The sequence below is a fragment of the Pseudomonas guangdongensis genome, assembly GCF_900105885.1.
GTDB lineage: Bacteria > Pseudomonadota > Gammaproteobacteria > Pseudomonadales > Pseudomonadaceae > Geopseudomonas > Geopseudomonas guangdongensis.
Genome location: NZ_LT629780.1, coordinates 2,712,421 through 2,729,855, shown reverse-complemented (window position 1 = coordinate 2,729,855; position 17,435 = coordinate 2,712,421). Strand labels below are relative to the sequence as shown.

General features: G+C 66.9%; 14 protein-coding genes. 6 read left to right on the top strand and 8 right to left on the bottom strand.

Features of this window, described 5'->3' with window-relative positions:
* Positions 1-14 precede the first annotated feature (14 nt).
* Positions 15-1,247, top strand: coding sequence for a transporter (locus BLU22_RS12800; protein WP_090215207.1), 1,233 nt, complete (start codon positions 15-17; stop codon positions 1,245-1,247).
* 169 nt (positions 1,248-1,416) lie between these two features.
* On the opposite strand, the gene BLU22_RS12795 is transcribed toward BLU22_RS12800, so the two are convergent.
* The 5 genes from BLU22_RS12795 to BLU22_RS12775 form a co-directional block, all read right to left on the bottom strand.
* On the bottom strand, positions 1,417-2,739 hold the full coding sequence (locus BLU22_RS12795) for a sigma-54 dependent transcriptional regulator (RefSeq protein ID WP_090215205.1): 1,323 nt from the start codon (positions 2,737-2,739) through the stop codon (positions 1,417-1,419).
* Between the two features lie 126 nt (positions 2,740-2,865).
* Positions 2,866-3,903: an IS630 family transposase gene (locus BLU22_RS12790; protein ID WP_090211663.1), complete on the bottom strand. Its 1,038-nt coding sequence runs from the start codon at positions 3,901-3,903 to the stop codon at positions 2,866-2,868.
* Between the two features lie 129 nt (positions 3,904-4,032).
* On the bottom strand, positions 4,033-4,389 hold the full coding sequence (queD, locus tag BLU22_RS12785) for a 6-carboxytetrahydropterin synthase QueD (protein WP_090215203.1): 357 nt from the start codon (positions 4,387-4,389) through the stop codon (positions 4,033-4,035).
* Between the two features lie 205 nt (positions 4,390-4,594).
* Positions 4,595-5,632, bottom strand: coding sequence for a copper resistance protein B (locus tag BLU22_RS12780; RefSeq protein ID WP_090215200.1), 1,038 nt, complete (start codon positions 5,630-5,632; stop codon positions 4,595-4,597).
* The gene (locus BLU22_RS12775) at positions 5,629-7,497 is read right to left on the bottom strand and encodes a copper resistance system multicopper oxidase (protein WP_090215197.1); all 1,869 of its coding nucleotides are present in this window, start codon (positions 7,495-7,497) and stop codon (positions 5,629-5,631) included. Before BLU22_RS12775 ends, BLU22_RS12780 begins: the two co-directional genes overlap by 4 nt.
* A 203-nt stretch (positions 7,498-7,700) precedes the next feature.
* On the opposite strand from BLU22_RS12775, the gene BLU22_RS12770 reads away from it, so the two are divergent.
* Both BLU22_RS12770 and BLU22_RS12765 read left to right on the top strand, forming a co-directional pair.
* Positions 7,701-8,378, top strand: coding sequence for a heavy metal response regulator transcription factor (locus tag BLU22_RS12770; RefSeq protein ID WP_090215195.1), 678 nt, complete (start codon positions 7,701-7,703; stop codon positions 8,376-8,378).
* A complete protein-coding gene (locus BLU22_RS12765) occupies positions 8,378-9,748 on the top strand; it encodes a heavy metal sensor histidine kinase (protein WP_090215192.1) in 1,371 nt (456 codons plus the stop codon). The genes BLU22_RS12770 and BLU22_RS12765 overlap by 1 nt, the downstream gene beginning before the upstream one ends.
* Positions 9,749-9,940: 192 nt before the next feature.
* On the opposite strand, the gene BLU22_RS12760 is transcribed toward BLU22_RS12765, so the two are convergent.
* Complete coding sequence (locus tag BLU22_RS12760) at positions 9,941-11,776, bottom strand: sulfatase-like hydrolase/transferase (protein ID WP_090215190.1); 1,836 nt, start codon at positions 11,774-11,776, stop codon at positions 9,941-9,943.
* 189 nt (positions 11,777-11,965) lie between these two features.
* On the opposite strand from BLU22_RS12760, the gene galU reads away from it, so the two are divergent.
* Both galU and gorA read left to right on the top strand, forming a co-directional pair.
* The gene (gene galU, locus BLU22_RS12755; RefSeq protein ID WP_090215187.1) at positions 11,966-12,805 is read left to right on the top strand and encodes a UTP--glucose-1-phosphate uridylyltransferase GalU; all 840 of its coding nucleotides are present in this window, start codon (positions 11,966-11,968) and stop codon (positions 12,803-12,805) included.
* A gap of 106 nt (positions 12,806-12,911) precedes the next feature.
* The gene (gene gorA, locus BLU22_RS12750) at positions 12,912-14,270 is read left to right on the top strand and encodes a glutathione-disulfide reductase (RefSeq protein WP_090215185.1); all 1,359 of its coding nucleotides are present in this window, start codon (positions 12,912-12,914) and stop codon (positions 14,268-14,270) included.
* 77 nt (positions 14,271-14,347) lie between these two features.
* Here gorA and BLU22_RS12745 read toward each other — a convergent pair whose 3' ends face one another.
* A complete protein-coding gene (locus BLU22_RS12745; RefSeq protein ID WP_090215184.1) occupies positions 14,348-14,854 on the bottom strand; it encodes a copper chaperone PCu(A)C in 507 nt (168 codons plus the stop codon).
* Positions 14,855-15,196: 342 nt separating this feature from the next.
* Complete coding sequence (locus BLU22_RS12740) at positions 15,197-16,246, bottom strand: DNA-binding protein (RefSeq protein ID WP_090215181.1); 1,050 nt, start codon at positions 16,244-16,246, stop codon at positions 15,197-15,199.
* A gap of 179 nt (positions 16,247-16,425) precedes the next feature.
* Here BLU22_RS12740 and BLU22_RS12735 point away from each other — a divergent pair, with 179 nt between their 5' ends.
* Positions 16,426-17,382 (top strand): site-specific integrase, encoded by a 957-nt coding sequence (locus BLU22_RS12735; RefSeq protein WP_090215179.1) that lies wholly within the window; start codon positions 16,426-16,428, stop codon positions 17,380-17,382.
* The last annotated feature ends 53 nt before the right edge of the window (positions 17,383-17,435 follow it).

The window sequence follows — 17,435 nt, the reverse complement described above, 5'->3', positions numbered from 1 at the left end:
AGGGTAGTGCTGTTATGACCGGTTCATATTCGCTGCGAATTGCGATAGCTGTAGCCGCTGTTTCTCCGCTGGCATCGATGCAGACGGCGAAGGCTAACGAAGTGGAAGCGCTGCAACGGGAACTGCTGGAGTTGCGTCAGCAGTACGATGCGCAACGCAAGGCGCTCATGGTGCTGGAGCAACGGGTCAGGGAAGTCGAGGCTCGCCCCGCGGTCGCCCAGCCCGGGCGTCTGGCCCGCTCCGCAGGGCCGGGGCAAGGCTACGGAGAGCAGCTGCGCGAGGACAGCAGTCCGGCGCGCAGCGTCGAGAACATCTACGACGAGGCCAGTGGCTTCTTCGGCGACGGCAAGTTCAGCCTGGAAACCGGCCTGACCTACAGCCGCTACGATACCCGCCAGCTGGTGCTCAACGGCTTCCTCGCCCTGGATGCCATCTTCCTGGGCAACATCAACGTCGACCAGATCGGCTCCGACAGCTTCACCTTCGATGTCACCGGCCGCTACAACCTGGGCAACCGTTGGCAGTTCGACATCAATGCACCCTTCGTCTATCGCAGCACCACCTATGAGTCGGCCGGTGCCGGCGGCTCGACCCAGGCGGTGTCCTCGGCGAAGGTCACTCGCGATCCCGCGCTGGGCGATGTCAGCGTCGGTGTGGCCTACAAGCTGTTCGACGAGAAGGGCAGCGTGCCCGACACGGTACTCAGCCTGCGGGTCAAGGCGCCGACCGGCGAGCATCCGTATGGCGTCAAGCTGATCCAGGCCACCGAGAACGACAACGTCTTCATCCCCGAGGAGCTGCCGACCGGCAACGGGGTCTGGTCGATCACGCCGGGCATCTCGGTGGTCAAGACGGTCGACCCGGCGGTGCTGTTCGGCTCGTTGTCCTACACCTACAACATGGAAGAATCGTTCGACGACATCAGCTCGACGATTGGCCAGACGGTGCCCGGCAAGGTCAAGCTCGGCAACTGGTTCCAGTACGGCATGGGCGTGGCCTTCGCGCTCAACGAGCGCACCAGCATGTCCTTTTCCTACTCTCACCTGGTCAGCCAGAAAAGCCGCATCCGTCCCGATGGAGGCGACTGGCAGACGGTGTCCAGCAGCGATGCAAATGCCGCGTACTTCAACATCGGCATGACCTATGCCCTGACCGACAAACTGACCATGGTGCCCAACCTGTCCATCGGGTTGACGCCGGATGCTCCGGACTTTTCCTTCAGCCTGAAATTCCCCTACTACTTCTGATCATGGTTGCTGCAACGCCGAGTGCCGGTCGAGAGTCTCGGCGTTGTAGCGGTCAGTCAGTAATGCTCAAGTTGAATTTATGCTGAGATTCGGGAGTGAAAAACAATAGGCGCGGTACGCCTGTTCCGAGAATTCAAGGCGTACCGCGCATTGTCCGCTTTACCGCTATTTATAATGGCGGCGACTTATGTCGCGTGCGCATGCCATGCTTGTTCAACAGTCGATAGAAAGTGGGTCGTGAAACGCCCAGCGCCTTGGCGGCCTGGGTAAAGGTCGAGGTGTACTGGATAGCCTCGTTGAGGGCGCGACGCTCGGCCTGCAGTTTGTAGTCGACCAGGTTGCATTCGCCGCTTTCCTGACAGCTGGCCAGCAGTCCCAGATCCTCGGGCTCGATGAAGCGGCCTTCGGCCAGAACCATGCCGCGGCGCACGCGGTTGGCCAGTTCGCGGATATTGCCCGGCCAGGCGTACTCCTGCATGGCCTGCAGCGCAGCCGGACTCGGTTCGCGCGGGCGGCGGCCCACCTCGCTGGCGTACAGCTGGGCAAAGTGCCTGACCAACAGGGGAATGTCCTCCAGGCGCTCGCGCAGCGGCGCGGTGCGGATCTGCAGGACATTCAGCCGGTAGTAGAGATCCTCGCGGAAGCGCCGGGCGACCACCGCTTGTTCGAGATCGACGTGGGTGGCGGCCAATACCCGGACATCCACGGCGATCGGCGTGTTGCAGCCGATACGCTGGATCTGCCCCTCCTGCAGGAAACGCAGCAGATTGGCCTGCAGCTCCAGCGGCAGGTCGCCGATTTCGTCGAGGAACAGGGTGCCGCCATCGGCGGCCTCGATGCGGCCGGTCTTGCGCTGGCTGGCGCCGGTGAAGGCGCCTTTTTCGTGGCCGAACAGCTCCGACTGGATCAGTTGCTCGGGAATGGCGCCGCAGTTGATGGCGATGAAGGGCTGGCCGGCGCGCCTGGACTGCCGATGCAGGGCCTGGGCGACCAGCTCCTTGCCGGTGCCGCTCTCGCCGCGGATCAGCACCGGCGAGTTGGTGGACGCCAGCTTGGCGATCAGCCGGCGCTGCTCGCGCATCGCCCGGCTGTCGCCGACCAGGTCGCCCTGTGGCGCCTGGTGCGGGTCGCCATGGCGCAGGCGGGCCATGCCCGAGGCGTGACCGAGGATGGTCTTCAGCCGGTGTAGGTCGAGCGGCAGGGTGTGATAGTCGAAGAACCACTCGCCGATGAACTTGCCCATGGCTTCATTCAGATGAAGATGGTCCGGCAGGAGTGCGATCCATTGTGCCGGATTGCGCGCGAGCAGTTCGCGGACGGTATCCAGGCAATCGCCCAGCTGGATAATTCCGACATCCGCCGGATATTCCAGTGCGCGCGATAATGGACATTCATGGACCTTCCATCCGCTGCGGGACAACTCGGATAGCAGGGGTTGCAAATCGCTACAGGGGTCAATGACCAGAAGGCGTCGAAGCGCAGAACTTTGCATCTTGCATCCTTGTTCAATTCAGGTTGCTCGAAGGAGTTAACCGTCTTATTGGGATGAAATTAGCAAAGGAAGGGCAGGGAGCTTAGATTATTTCCCGATATTAATCCGGCAACCCAATACCCCAAATCATGCTGCATACGCGATTTTGGGATGTCGGAAGTAGGAACGAATCCGCTCGGGCTTTGATTGAAGGCGCCGCATGACCGAGCGGACTCGGCCTTCCAACGCATCCCGACTTTTCAAACTTGGCCCGCTGCGCACCTGATGCTTGAGATCGCCATTCAGGTATTCGTCCGGGTTGAGCTCGGGGGCGTAGGCGGGCAGAAAGAACACCTCAATCCGTTCGCGCCGCCCCTCCAGCCAGGCTTTGACCTTCTTGCTGTGGTGCACGCGCAGGTTGTCCAAGACCAGGAAGACCTTGCGCCCGCTGGTATCCCGGATCAGTCGCCCCAGGAAGCGGATCAGCACGACCGCTGTCATGGTTTCCCGGTACAGCATGAAGCGCAGCTTGCCCCGGTTGGTCACCGTCGAAATCATGTTCGTGGCAAAGCGGCTTCCGCTGACTTCGCGTACGGGCGTCCGCCCTGCCGGGGCGTAGCTGCGCCCTGCATGACTGTCGCTGCGCAGGCCGGTTTCATCGCCCCAGTGGATCTCGCCGCCCTCGGCCTTGGCGCGCTGCTCGATCTTCGGATACTCGGTTTCCAGCCAGCGCTTTATCGCCTCGGGCTTCTGCTGGTAGGCGCGCTTCAACGGGCGTTGTGGGGTATAGCCCCAACGCTTGAGGTATTCACCGACTGTCCGGATAGGCATCTGAAAGCCGCAGTGCAGGGCGATCAGGGCGCGCACCGCATCACGCGTCCAGAGCGCGAAGTCCAGCTTCAACTGATCCGGCATGGTGTCGAGCAACAGGGTGCGAATCAGTGACTCCTGCTCGGAGGACAGGCTGCGTCGCTCCCCCGGCAGCGATCCGCGCTGGCCACCTTCGATCGCGGCCTCTTTGCCCTGGTGCTCCGCGATCGCGACCCAATGCGCCACCGTGCGCAGATGAACGCCAACGGCTTCGCCGATGGCTCTGTAGGTATACCCCTGCTCGCGCATGCGTAGGGCGATAGCGCGTTTTTCGCGCTGTTCCAAGGGGCTGAGGCTTCGTGCGTCGCTGGTCATGGTGAAAAACGCTGATTATGCCCTATTGTATTGCCGGATTAATAAGCCAAAGGAGGCGCTCAAGAGCCGCTCGATAGAACATGCCGCCATGACCGGGCCGCGACGAACGGCCCGGTTGGGCGGGAGGAATCAGTCGCCGCGATACTCGCAGCCGCTGGTGCAGGTTTCGTGGATGCGCACCCGCGACAGCTCCGGCAGCAGCGGCTTGAGCTGTTGCCAGACCCACTTGGCGAGGTTCTCGCTGGTGGGATTTTCCAGGCCGGGGATGTCGTTCAGGTAGTAGTGGTCGAGACGGTCGTAGATCGGCTTGAAGATCGCCTTGATCTCGCCGAAGTCGCGGATCCAGCCGGTATAGGGGTCTACCTCGCCCTCGATGTAGATCGCCACGCGGAACGAGTGACCATGCAGACGCCCGCACTTGTGGCCCTCGGGGACATGGGGCAGGAGATGGGCGGCTTCGAAGGTGAATTCTTTAAAGAGTTCCACGGCGACACTCACGGGGCTGAAAAAATCCGCGCCATTCTAGCAGCTTTGCCACGGGCGGGTTCCCGCCGTCGGTGGTCTTGCTGGGCAATCCCATGACTGCCCGAGGCGTCTGCAAAGCCTGTGTGGAGCGGGGCGCTCGCGCCGCGATGCCCCGCGCTCCGGCAGAACCGTTAGCCGCCAAGCCGGCCCGGCCCGAGGGCGGGCCTCAGAACCAGAACCGCACCCCCGCCACCAGCCGCGCCTCGCCGAGGTCCTCGCCGTGCGCGCGGTGCAGGTCGGCGGTGTTGCCGTAGGCGCGGTGCCAGCTTACCCCGAGGTAGGGAGCGAATTCGCGGCGGATCTCGTAGCGCAGGCGCAGGCCCAGTTCGAGATCGGAGAGACCCGAGCCGACGCCGCGCTCCTCGTCGGTACGGCCGTACAGGTTGAGTTCGGCGGCGGGTTGCAGGATCAGTCGCTGGGTCAGCAGCAGGTCGTATTCGGCGCTCAGGCGCAGGGCGCTCTGGCCGGCCTCGCCGAGAAAGGCGGTGGCCTCGGTTTCCAGGCCGTACAGCGGCATGCCCTGCATGCCGAAGGCAACCCAGGTCTGCGCCGGGCCCGGCTTGAAGTCCTGACGCACACCGAGCACCGATTCCCACCACGGACCGATGGCATGACTCCACAGCAGCTGCAGCTCGGCCGACTCGGTGCGGCCGGCAACACGCTCGCCCTCGGAGCGGAAGGCGAGACGGTCGATATCGCCGCCGATCCAGCCGTTCAGGTCCCAGGCCAGGGCGCTGCCGTCGTCGGCGTCCTGCCATTCCAACTGGTCGGCGATGAACAGGTGGTTGATACCGCCCTGGTGCATGGTGTGCGGCGGCAGGTCGGGGAAGGCGGCGGCGCGGTCGGCGTCGGTGACCGGCGGCACCGGAGCCCTCGGGTAGCCGTCGGGATGATGGCCGGCGTGCGCACCGGCGCCGGGCGCCGCCTGCGGCTGGCCCTGCATGTGCTGCTGATACATCTGCATCATCTGCTCGTGGCTCATGCCACCATGGCCCATCTGCCCGTGATCCATCATCGGCATGCCCTGGCCTGCCGGCGCCGGCGCTGCAGGTTGTGGGTGATGGGCGCTGTGCTTGTCGCTCTCGGTCGGCGCGGTTCCGCCGTGCCCGGCATGCCCCGCGTGATCCTGCGGCTCGGCGGCCTGGGCGCTGGCGAGCAGACCGAGGCCCAGGGCCAGGGCAGCGGTTGTGCCGAAGGTGCTCATCGGGTAACTCCTGATTCTTCAACGTGAACTTCACGGAACATGCCGAGATCCATGTGCATCAGCATGTGGCAGTGATAGGCCCAGCGGCCGAGGGCGTCGGCGGTGACGCGGTAGCTGCGGATCGAGCCCGGCGGCATGTCGATGGTGTGCTTGCGCACCCGGAAGTTGCCGTACTCGTCCTCCAGGTCGCTCCACAGGCCGTGCAGGTGAACGGGGTGGTGCATCATGGTGTCGTTGACCAGCACGAAGCGTACCCGCTCGCCGTAGGCGAGGCGGATCGGCTCTGCGTCGGCGAAGGGAATGCCGTCGAACGACCAGGCGAAGCGCTCCATGTGGCCGGTCAGGTGCAGCTCGATGGTGCGGCTCGGCGCGCGGCCGTCCGGATCGGCGAAGCGGCTGCGCAGGTCGGCGTAGGTCAGCACCCGGCGGCCGTTGTCGCGCAGGCCGATGCCGGGGTCGTCGAGTTTGTGGGTCGGCTGTTCGGTCTGCATGTCGAGCAGGGGATTGCCGGTTTCGCTGGTCGGATGGCCGCGCATGGCGATGAGCGCGCCTGCCGTTGCATCGTGGGGCATGCCGCTCATGCCGGCGTGATCCATGCCCGTCATCTGCCCGTGAGCCATCCCGGCCATGGCCGCGTGGTCCATGTCGCCGTGGTGCATCGCGCCATGGCCCATGCCGGCGCCGTGGCCGGTGTGCGGGTTCGCCGCGGCATTGCTGCCATGGCCAGCATGCCCGCCATGTGCGCCGTGGCCCATGTCGGCCATGCTCAGTTCGGGACGCGGATCGGGTTCGGGCACCGGCGCGCTGAGCCCTTCGCGCAGCGCCAGGGTGCCGCGGGCGTAGCCGCTGCGGTCCATGGACTGGGCAAACAGGGTGTAGGCGTCCTGACGGCCATCCGGGGTGACGATCACGTCGTAGGTTTCCGCCACGCCCAGGCGGATCTCGTCGACCTCCACCGGCTCGACGGGCTGGCCATCGGCGGCGATCACGGTGAGCTTGAGGCCGGGGATGCGGAAGTCGAAGTAGGTCATCGCCGAGGCGTTGATCAGGCGCAGGCGGACGCGCTCGCCGGGCTGGAACAGGGCGGTCCAGTTGCCGTCCGGAGCCTGGCCGTTGAGCAGGTAGGTGTAGGTGGTGGCGCTGACGTCGGCCAGATCGGTGGGGCTCATGTTCATCTTCGCCCAGGCCCAGCGCTCGCCGAAGGCGTCGCGCCAGCCATGCACGGCCACGTCGTCGATGAAGTCGCCGAGGGTGCGGCGCTGCGGGTTGTAGTAGTCGGCCTGCTTCTTCAGCTTGGCCAGCACCCGCGCCGGGTTCTCGTCGGTCCAGTCGGAGAGCAGCACCACATAGTCGCGCTCGTACGGGAAGGGCTCGGGTTCGCGCGGGTCGATCACCAGCGCCCCGTAGACGCCCTGCTGTTCCTGGAAGCCGGAGTGGCTGTGGTACCAGTAGGTGCCGCTTTGCTTCACCTTGAACGTGTATTCGTACATGCCGTCCGGCGCGATGCCGGCGAAGCTGAAGCCGGGCACGCCGTCCATGTTGGCCGGCAGGAGGATGCCGTGCCAGTGGATCGAGGTGTCCTCCTTGAGGCGGTTGCGCACCCGCAGGGTCACGGTGTCGCCCTCGCGCCAGCGCAGCACCGGGCCGGGCAGGCTGCCGTTGATGGCCAGTGCGGTGCGCGGGCGGCCGGTGAAGTTGACCGGCAGCGCGGCGATGTCCAGGTCGAACTCGCTGCCGGCCAGCACGCCGCGCTGGCCGGGGCTGTCCAGCGCCCAGACCGGGGCGCGCCAGAGGCCGAGGCCGGCCAGGGCGCCGCCGGCGGCCAGGGCCTTGATGAAGGTGCGGCGCGAGGTACGGAGGGGCATGGGTTCCTTCCTGTCTGGGCGGTATGGGTGGCACGGGCGTGTCGTGTCGCACAGAGGGTGCAAAGGCACCCTGAACTAAGCATAGAGGTGCCTGGCTGTCGGTAAGCTGAGGCGAAGATTACCGTTCTGTCAGCTCGGCGCGGCGACTGGTGAGTATGAGGCGTGCGCTGCACAATGCGCGCGGGATGAGTGAGAGGTGCACCATGCAAATTCTGCTGGCCGAGGACGATCCGAAGATCGCCGCCTATCTGCAACAAGGGCTGTGCGAGGCGGGATTTTCCGTCGAGCGGGCGCCGGACGGCGCCGCCGCACTGCACGCGCTGCTGGGCGGCGGGCACGACCTGCTGATTCTCGATGTGATGCTGCCGGAACTGGACGGCTGGGCGGTGCTGCAACGCCTGCGCGCCGCCGGGCTGGAGCTGCCGGTGCTGTTTCTCACCGCGCGCGATGGCGTCGACGACCGGGTCAAGGGGCTGGAGCTGGGCGCCGACGACTACCTGGTCAAGCCGTTCGCCTTCGCCGAGCTGCTGGCGCGGGTGCGCAGCCTGCTGCGTCGCGGTCAGGTCAGCGCACAGCCGACCTGCCTGCAGATCGCCGATCTGGAAGTGGACCTGCTCAAGCGCCGCGCGGTGCGTGCCGGGCGGCGCATCGAGCTGACCGCCAAGGAGTTCGCCCTGCTCGAACTGCTGCTGCGCAGGCGCGGCGAGGTGCTGCCCAAGTCGCTGATCGCCTCGCAGGTCTGGGATATGAACTTCGACAGCGATACCAACGTCATCGAGGTGGCGATTCGCCGCCTGAGGCTGAAGATAGACGACGATTTCTCGCCCAAGCTGATCCATACCGTGCGCGGCATGGGCTACCGGCTGGACCTGCCCGAGTGATGGCTCGTCTGTCGCTGACCGCGCGGCTCGGCGTGCTGTTCATGCTGGCGCTGACCGGCGTGCTGCTGGCCGCCGGCCTGGCGGTGCAGCACCTGAGCCGCGAGCACTTCATCGAGCTGGACCGCCACGCCCTGCACGAGAAACTGCAGGCCAGCCAGCGCCTGTTCGGCAGTCTGCAAGGACGCGGCGACCTCGCCGCCCTACAGCCGCAGCTGCATGCCCTGCTCGGCGCCCATCAGGACCTGCGCGCGCGGATCGTCGATGCCAGCGGGCGCGAGCTGTTCGCCGAGCCGCCGGGCAAGGCGATTCCTCCGCGGTTCCTCCACGATCCGGCGCCGTTCTGGGAGTGGCGCGAGGACGGCCGCCTGCTGCGCGGCCTGCGCGCGCCGTTGACGCCGCCCGGCGCGGAGCGGCCGCTGACCCTGCTGCTGGGGCTGGATGTGACCCATCATGCGGCGTTCTTCGCCGAACTGGGGCGCTGGCTATGGATGGCGCTGGGCATCTGCGCTCTGCTCAGCGCTGGGCTCGGCTGGCTGGTGGCGCGCAGCGGTCTGCGTCCGCTGCGCGAGGTGACCCAAGTGGCCACCCAGGTCTCGGCGCGCTCGCTCAAGGAGCGGATCCCCCTGGCGGCCGTGCCGGTGGAGCTGCGCCCGCTGGTGGATGCCTTCAACGACATGCTGGCGCGCCTGGACGAAGCCTTCGTGCGGCTATCGAACTTCTCCGCCGACATCGCCCACGAGCTGCGCACGCCGCTGACCCAACTGATCACCCGGACCGAGGTGGTGCTCGGCCGCGCGCGCAGCCTGGAGGAGTACCGGGAGGCGCTGTACGGCAATCTCGACGACGTGAAGCGCATGGCGCGGATGATCGACGACATGCTGTTCCTGGCCAAGGCCGACAACGGCCTGATCGTTCCGGAGCGCCGCCGCCTGGCCCTGCATGGGCTGGTCGACGGCCTGCTCGACTACTACCGCTGGCTGGCCGAGGAGGGCGATATCCGGTTGCAGCGCTGCGGGGAGGGCTGGGTCGAGGGCGACGAGGGCATGCTGCGCCGGGCGCTGTCCAATGTGCTGTCCAACGCGCTGCGCTACACCCCGCCCGGGGGCTGCATCGTGGTGCGAATCGTCGCGGTGGACGAGGTGCTGCGCCTGAGTGTGGAGAATCCGGGGCCGGCGATCGACGAGGCCCATCGCGCGCGGCTGTTCGACCGTTTCTACCGCATCGATCCGGCACGCCGCGAAGAGGGCGGCCAGGCCGGTCTCGGCCTGGCGATCACCCGCTCGATCCTCGAAGCCCACCGTGGCCGTATCGCCTGCGAGTCTGCCCACGAACTGACCCGTTTCGTGCTGGAGCTGCCACGGCAACACTGAGCCGCCGCACCGACCAAGCACCAGTTTACGAGTCTTTATTTACCATAATGAATTATTGGTAAACCTTCACGCTTGAAAGATCGTGCCATTCGGTAATCAGTGCGAGAGGGGCGATGCCCCGCGGCAACGGCAAGGATGCCGGGCTGTCGCGGGGCAAGAGAGAGGACGCGGTGGCTGGTGTGACAGCCCGGCTCAGTGGGCGAGGAAGCGCCGCAGGCTGCTCATTTCCGCCTGGATCGCCGGCAGCTTGTTCTGCAGAACCTTGCTGCTGTCGAGCACCTGACGGTCGTCGGCGTGGCTGACGTCCAGGCCGACGAAGCTGCCGCTGGTGAACGGCAGCACCAGCTTGTGCTGCTCGCCGAGGAAGGCCAGGCGATCCCAGTTGCCGGCCAGCAGCAGGCGGTTCGGCTGCGCCGAGAACAGGCTGCGGCCGACGGCGTAGTCCTGGCTGGGATTCTGCACGCCGAGCAGCGGCAGCACGGTCGGCAGCAGGTCCATGTGGCTGGTGCGCAGGTCTTCCAGATGCGCCGCGCGGCCGGGTACCCAGAGCACCAGCGGTACGCGGATCTGCTCGTCGACGAAGGTGGAGTTGTGGCCCCAGCGGCCCTTTTCCATGAACTCTTCCCCATGGTCGCCGGTGATCACCACCAGGGTGTTGTCCAGCAGGCCGTTCTTCTCCAGATGTGCGGTGACTCGCGCCAGTTGGCTGTCCAGGTGGTGTACGGCATTGAGGTAGCGGTTGTGGATGCCCTTGATGTCGCGCGTAAGGTCCATGCTGGCGTAGCTGAAGTCGGGCAGGTAGTCCGGCTCGATCACCGACTCGGGCGGGAAGTTGTAGTTGGCGTGCGGCGACTCGAAGAACAGGAAGGTCATGAACGGCCGGGCCGGATCGCGCTGCTCGACGAACTTCAGCAGGTTGTCGACGTTGCGCCGGTCGCGGGCCCAGGTTTCGCCCTGATCGTCCTCGACCATCTGCTCGCGCGGCACCTTGACGAACAGCGTCTTGTCGAATTCCGGGTAGCTGAAGCGCGCGCTGGTGAACAGCTTGATCTGGTAGTCCTGCTGCTGCAGCACGTCGATCAGCGGGCTGCCGACGCGGGCGTCGAGCACCGGGAACCACAGGTTGGCCGGCAGGCCGTAGAACTGGCTGAACATGCCGATGCGCGTACCGTTGCCACCGGAGAAATGGCGGGTGAAGTGCTGGGCGCGCTGGGCGAAGGCGTGGGTCTGCGGCATCACCCGCGCGTTCAGGGTGTCGGCGCGCCAGGATTCGGCGACCAGCCAGACGATATTCAGCGGCTTGGCCGGCGCCTCGATGCGCAGCGGCGCCTGCGGATAGCGCAGCTGGCCGTCGAGCTTGGCGCTGGCGACTTCCAGGCGCTGCGGGCGCTCCAGGCCGAACTGCTTCTCCAGCACCCGGCGCATGGTCAGCGGCTGGTAGAAGGGCATGCGCTGGGCGTTCTCCAGCAGCGGGCTGTAGCCGTAGAAGTGGCTGACGCCATAGCTGATCCGCTCGCCGAGGGTGGCGACGACGAACAGCGGCAGCACCCAGGCCAGGCGCGGCGCCGGCAGCGCGCGGCGGGCCAGTGCGGCAGCCAGCAGGCGCAGCGCGCCCTGCAGGGCGAACAGTCCGGCGGCCAGCAGGGCCACCTCGCGCTCGGTGGACGCGGAGGAACCCAGCGCGGCGATGCCGCCCGGAGTGGTGAGGATGTTCCAGACGAAACCGTTGAGGTGGAAGCCGTACAGCTGCCAGAGCAGGTGATCGCCATACAGCGCCAGTTGCACAGCGCCGGCCAGCAGCACCGACAGCACGGCGCCGGCCCTGGGCGCGAAGCGGCCCGCCAGGCGGCTCAGCGCCCAGATCGGCGCGACGAACAGCAGGGCATAGCTACCGATCAGCACCAGTTGGTAGACGGCCAGCAGCGGAGCGGCGGCCAGCTCGAAGAAGCGTCCCAGATGGAGGGCCAGCGCGAGCCAGGTGAGCAGCCAATAAAAGGCATCGGTACGACGCGGTGCAGCGTGCGCCATGGGGAGGCTTCCTTGTGATCGAGTTATTGTTCTGGATGGGCGCCATGTGGCGTTTGCGATGATCGCACAGCCTAGCCACGCCGGCTTAATCGATGCTTAAGGCGGCTCGCCCATTTGTCCGTTGTAAGCCGCTGGTCGGCTGATTAGACTGCCGCCCCCGGTACTTCCAACTCCAAGGTTCCGCTCATCATGATCAAGAAGTGTCTCTTCCCGGCAGCTGGTTATGGCACCCGCTTCCTGCCCGCAACCAAGGCCATGCCCAAGGAAATGTTGCCGGTGGTGAACAAGCCACTGATCCAGTACGCGGCCGAGGAGGCGCTGGACGCCGGCCTGCGGGAGATTTCCATCGTCACCGGGCGCGGCAAGCGCGCCATCGAGGATCACTTCGACATCAGCTACGAGCTGGAAGAGCAGATCCGCGACACCGACAAGGAGAAGTACCTGGTCGGCATTCGCCGTCTGATCGACGAGTGCACCTTCTCCTACACCCGGCAGATCGAGATGAAGGGCCTGGGCCACGCGATCCTCACCGGTCGTCCGCTGATCGGCGACGAGCCGTTCGCCGTGGTGCTGGCCGACGACCTGTGCCTGAACATGGACGGCGACGGCGTGCTGGCGCAGATGGTCAAGCTGTACAAGCAGTTCCGCTGCTCGATCGTCGCCATCCAGGAAGTGCCGCCGGAAGACACCCACAAGTACGGGGTGATCGCCGGCGAGATGATCCGCGACGACATCTTCCGCGTGCATACCATGGTCGAGAAGCCCAAGCCGGAAGACGCGCCCTCCAACCTGGCGATCATCGGCCGCTACATCCTCACTCCGGACATCTTCGAGCTGATCGAGCAGACCCCGCCCGGCAAGGGCGGCGAGATCCAGATCACCGATGCGCTGATGCGTCAGGCCCAGGACGGTTGCGTGCTGGCCTACAAGTTCAAGGGTAAGCGCTTCGACTGCGGCAGCGCCGAGGGCTTCATCGAGGCCACCAACTTCTGCTACGAGAATCTCTACAAGGCCGGCAAGGCCTACTGATTCCGCCGCTTCCGCTTGCGCCGCGAAACTGCCCCGCCCGTTCCGGTCGGGGCAGTTTCGTTTCGGCCGGTGGTATCCTGCCCGGCAACGAAAAAGGAGACTCGACATGGCATTCGATTTCGACCTGTTTGTGATCGGCGCAGGCTCCGGCGGAGTGCGTGCCAGCCGCTTCGCCGCCGGCTTCGGCGCCCGCGTGGCGGTGGCCGAGAGCCGCTACCTGGGCGGCACCTGCGTCAACGTCGGCTGCGTGCCGAAGAAGCTGATGGTCTACGGTGCCCACGTCGCCGAGGAGCTGGAACAGGCGCGCGGCTTCGGCTGGTCGCTGGACGGCGCGCAGTTCGACTGGCCGACCCTGATCGCCAACAAGAACCGCGAAATCCAGCGACTCAACGGCATCTACCGCAACCTGCTGGTCAACAGCGGCGTGACCCTGCTGGAAGGCCACACCCGCATCCTCGGCCCCCACGAAGTGGAAGTGGACGGCCGGCGCTACAGCGCCGAACACATCCTGATAGCCGTCGGCGGCTGGCCGCAGGTGCCGGAGATCCCCGGTCGCGAGCTGGCGATCACCTCCAACGAGGTGTTCCACCTGGCGCAGCTGCCGCGGCGGGTGCTGGTGGTCGGCGGCGGTTACATCGCCGTCGAATTCGCCTCGATCTTCAACGGTTTCGGCGCGCAGACCACGCTGCTGTACCGCGGCGAGCGCTTCCTGCGCGGCTTCGACGAAGCGGTGCGCTGCCATCTGGAAGAGGAGCTGGGCAAGAAGGGTCTGGACCTGCAGTTCAACAGCGACATCGAGCGCATCGAGCGTCAGGCCGACGGCAGCCTGTGCGCCACCCTGCGCGACGGTCGCCAGCTGGAGGCCGACTGCGTGTTCTACGCCACCGGCCGGCGGCCGATGCTCGACGACCTCGGGCTGGAAAACGCCGGCGTGGCCCTGGATGCGCGCGGCTTCATCGCCGTGGACGACGAGTATCGCACCAGCGCGCCGTCGATCCTCGCCATCGGCGACGTGATCGGCCGCGTGCAGCTGACCCCGGTGGCGCTGGCCGAAGGCATGGCGGTGGCGCGCCGGCTGTTCCGCCCCGAGGAATACCGGCCGGTGGACTACGCGCTGATCCCCACCGCGGTGTTCAGCTTGCCGAACATCGCCACCGTCGGCCTCAGCGAGCAGCAGGCGCGCGAGCAGGGGCATGCTGTGAAAGTATTCGAGAGCCGCTTCCGGCCGATGAAGCTGACCCTCGGCGACGGTCAGGAGCGCACCCTGATGAAGCTGGTGGTGGATGCCGACAGCGACCGGGTGCTGGGCTGCCACATGGTCGGCCCGGAGGCCGGGGAGATCGTCCAGGGTCTGGCGGTGGCGCTCAAGGCCGGCGCCACCAAGGCGTTGTTCGACGAGACCATCGGCATCCACCCGACCGCCGCCGAGGAGTTCGTCACCTTGCGCAGCCCGCGCGCCGACTGAGTCGCCAGCGGCGAGCGGTAGTCCGCAACGCAACGGGGAGCCCATGGGCTCCCCGTTTGCATTAATGCCGCCGCGGCTCAGTGCTGGCCGTGACCATGCCCGCCGGCGTGCCCCTCATGCTCGCCGTGCCCGGTCGGTACCCGGGCCTCGGCGCTTTCCACCTGAACCTGCACCTCGACCTTGCCGGCCTTCTCGAACTCCAGGGTCAGCGGGAAGTGCTCGCCGGCCTTGAGCGGCTGCTTGAGGCCGAACAGCATGACGTGCAGGCCGCCCGGCTGGAAACGCACCTCGCCCTGCGCCGGTACCTCGACGCTGGGCACTTCTTCCATCTTCATCAGCCCGTCGCGATGCACGTGGTTGTGCAGCTCGCTGTGTTCGGCGCGCGGTGTGCTGGCGCCCAGCAGGCGGTCGGCCTGCGCCGCGCCGTTGTGCAGGGTGAAGTAGGCCGCGCCCGCCGGGGCGTTGGGCGGCAGCTCGCGGGACCACGGGTGGTCGATCTGCAGGTCGCCGACCTTGTAGTCGTGCGCGAAGACCGGCAGGGCACAGGCCAGCAGGGCGGCCAGGGTCAGGGGGCGGATCGGCATGCGGGAGGCTCCAGAAAGATGCATGGGTGACAGGTCGCGCAACATAGCACAGGCGCCCCGCGCCCCGGAGCGACCGGATGGCGCAGTGTGGCGCGGGGCGGGTAGAGGACGCGGGCGAGATCCCGCAGGAGGCCAGCCCCGGCGCCGTTCGGGCTATCGCGGCGCCGGTACAACGGCTACGGATGCCGCTGCATATTTCACTGTGCGGCAGGGCATCCATGTCCTTGCGCCGGCGCGGAGGCTGCGATGGGGGCGCCGGTTGTGCGCGCCCGCGCCGCCACCTGCGTGCGGCGAAGACAGAGGGCTCCGCGCGCTGCGGTACTGGCGGTACCCTGCGGGCTGCTACTCCTGTGCCCCCTGCGCAGCGCCGGGCGCGGTACTTGCCGCCTGCCGCGCCTGACGCAATAGCTGCAGCTCCGCCTCGCAGCGGGCCAGGGCGACCTGCAGGGCCTGCTCCGTCTGCTGGGCCTGGCGCAGTTGTTCGACTTCGCGGCGCCGCGCCTGCTCCAGCTCGTCGCCGAGCGCCTGGCGGCTCTGCTCCAGACGCTCCAGCGCCTCCTGCTGACCGGCATTGCGGGTTTCCAGCCGTGCCAGCTGGGCGTGCAGCTCGTTCTGCTGGCCAGCCAGCCGGGCCTGCTGTTCCTGCAGTTCGCTGCGCTCGCGATGGGCGCCGCGCAGTTCGCCGAGCAGCCGCTCGTTGTCGCGGTTGAGCTGGAGGATTTCCTCCTGGCGGACGATCAGCGCCTGCTGGCCCTGGCGCAGTTCGACCTGCAACTGCTGCACCTGCGCCTCGTGGCGTCGCTGCTCCTGCTCGCGCTGGGCCTGCACCGAGGCACGGTAATGCTCCAGCGCCTCGCGGGCGTGGCGGTGCTTGTCCTCCAGCGAGGCGATCTGCCGCTCGCGCTCCTCCAGGCGGATGCGCTGGTCGCTCTGCAGCTGATCGAGGCGGGTCAGCTCCAGCTGCTGCTCGTGCAGGCGGGCCTGCAGCTGCTGCGTTTCCGCCTGCAGCGCCGCCATGGCCTGCTGCTGCTGCGCCGCCTGGGCCTCCAGCTCGGCGCAGCGGCGGCGCTCCTGTTCCAGCTCGTTCCGCAAGCCGCTGCGCTCCTCGGCGAAGGCGGCTTCGGCGGCCTGTAGGGTCGCGTTGGCCTCGACCTGCAGCCGCTCGGCCAGGCCGGCGACCAGTGCGCCCAGTTCGTCGCTGAGGCTGGGGCGTGCATCCGGAATCAGTGGGCCTTCGTCGTCCAACTCCCGCAAATAGCGATGAATGGTGGTCTTCGAGCCGGTATTACCCAGCTCGACGCGCACCGCGTCGATGCTCGGGTGCTCGCCGCGAGCAAGCAACGCCTGCCGCGCCTTGTGAACCAATGCCTTGTTGATGCCGCCGCGTGCCATGTGCCGCTCCGTCGATTTCGTACCGTATTACATGTTACGAAAATACAGTACAAATACGGAATAGAATTTCGCGTTTTTCCATAAATATTGATGCGGGATATACTGGTATTACGCCGCCTAAGCGGCGAAAATGGCGTCTTTCGAGCAGCATGCCGGTACACCGGCCCGGGAAATGCCCCATGTCCGATCTGGATCGCTACCTGCACGCGGCCACCCGCGACAACACGCGGCGCAGCTACCGCGCCGCCATCGAGCACTTCGAGGTGGAGTGGGGTGGCTTCCTGCCGGCCACCGCCGAAAGCGTGGCGCGCTACCTGGCTGCCCATGCCGGCCAGCTGTCGCTGAACACCCTGAAGCTGCGCCTCTCGGCGCTGGCCCAGTGGCACAACAGCCAGGGCTTCCCCGACCCGACCAAGGCGCCGCTGGTACGCCAGACCCTGCGCGGCATCCGTGCCCTGCATCCGGCCCGCGAGAAGCAGGCCGAGCCGCTGCAGCTGCGCGACCTGCAGCAGGTGGTGGAAACGCTGGAAGAGGAAGCCCGGCAGGCCGAGGCGGCCGGCGATCGCACCGCGCTGCTGCGTAGCCGGCGCGATGCGGCGCTGATCCTGCTGGGCTTCTGGCGCGGGTTCCGCAGCGACGAACTGTGCCGCCTGCAGGTGCAGGACATCCGCGTGCAGCCCGGCGTCGGCATGAGCCTGTACCTGCCGCGCAGCAAGGGCGACCGCGACAACCTCGGCACCCACTACCGGGCACCGGCGCTGCGCCGCCTGTGCCCGGTGCAGGCCTATCAGGCGTGGATCGCCAGCGCCGGACTGCTGGAAGGGCCGGTGTTTCGTGGCATCGACCGCTGGGGGCGACTGGGCGAGGCAGGGCTGCACGCCAACAGCGTGATCCCGCTGCTGCGCCAGGCGCTGGGCCGCGCCGGCCTCGACGCCGAACGCTACAGCAGCCACTCGCTGCGCCGCGGCTTCGCCACCTGGGCCAGCGCCAGCGGCTGGGACCTCAAGGCGCTGATGGAATACGTCGGCTGGAAGGATGTGAAATCGGCGCTGCGCTACGTGGACGCCAGCGCCGCCTTCGGCAGCCTGGCGCTGGCGGAAGTGGCGGCGCTGCCGGGACGGAGCGGCGGCGACTGAGGGGAATCGGCAGGGCGATCCCGCGCCATGGACGCTGCCCTGCGGAAAGTCCG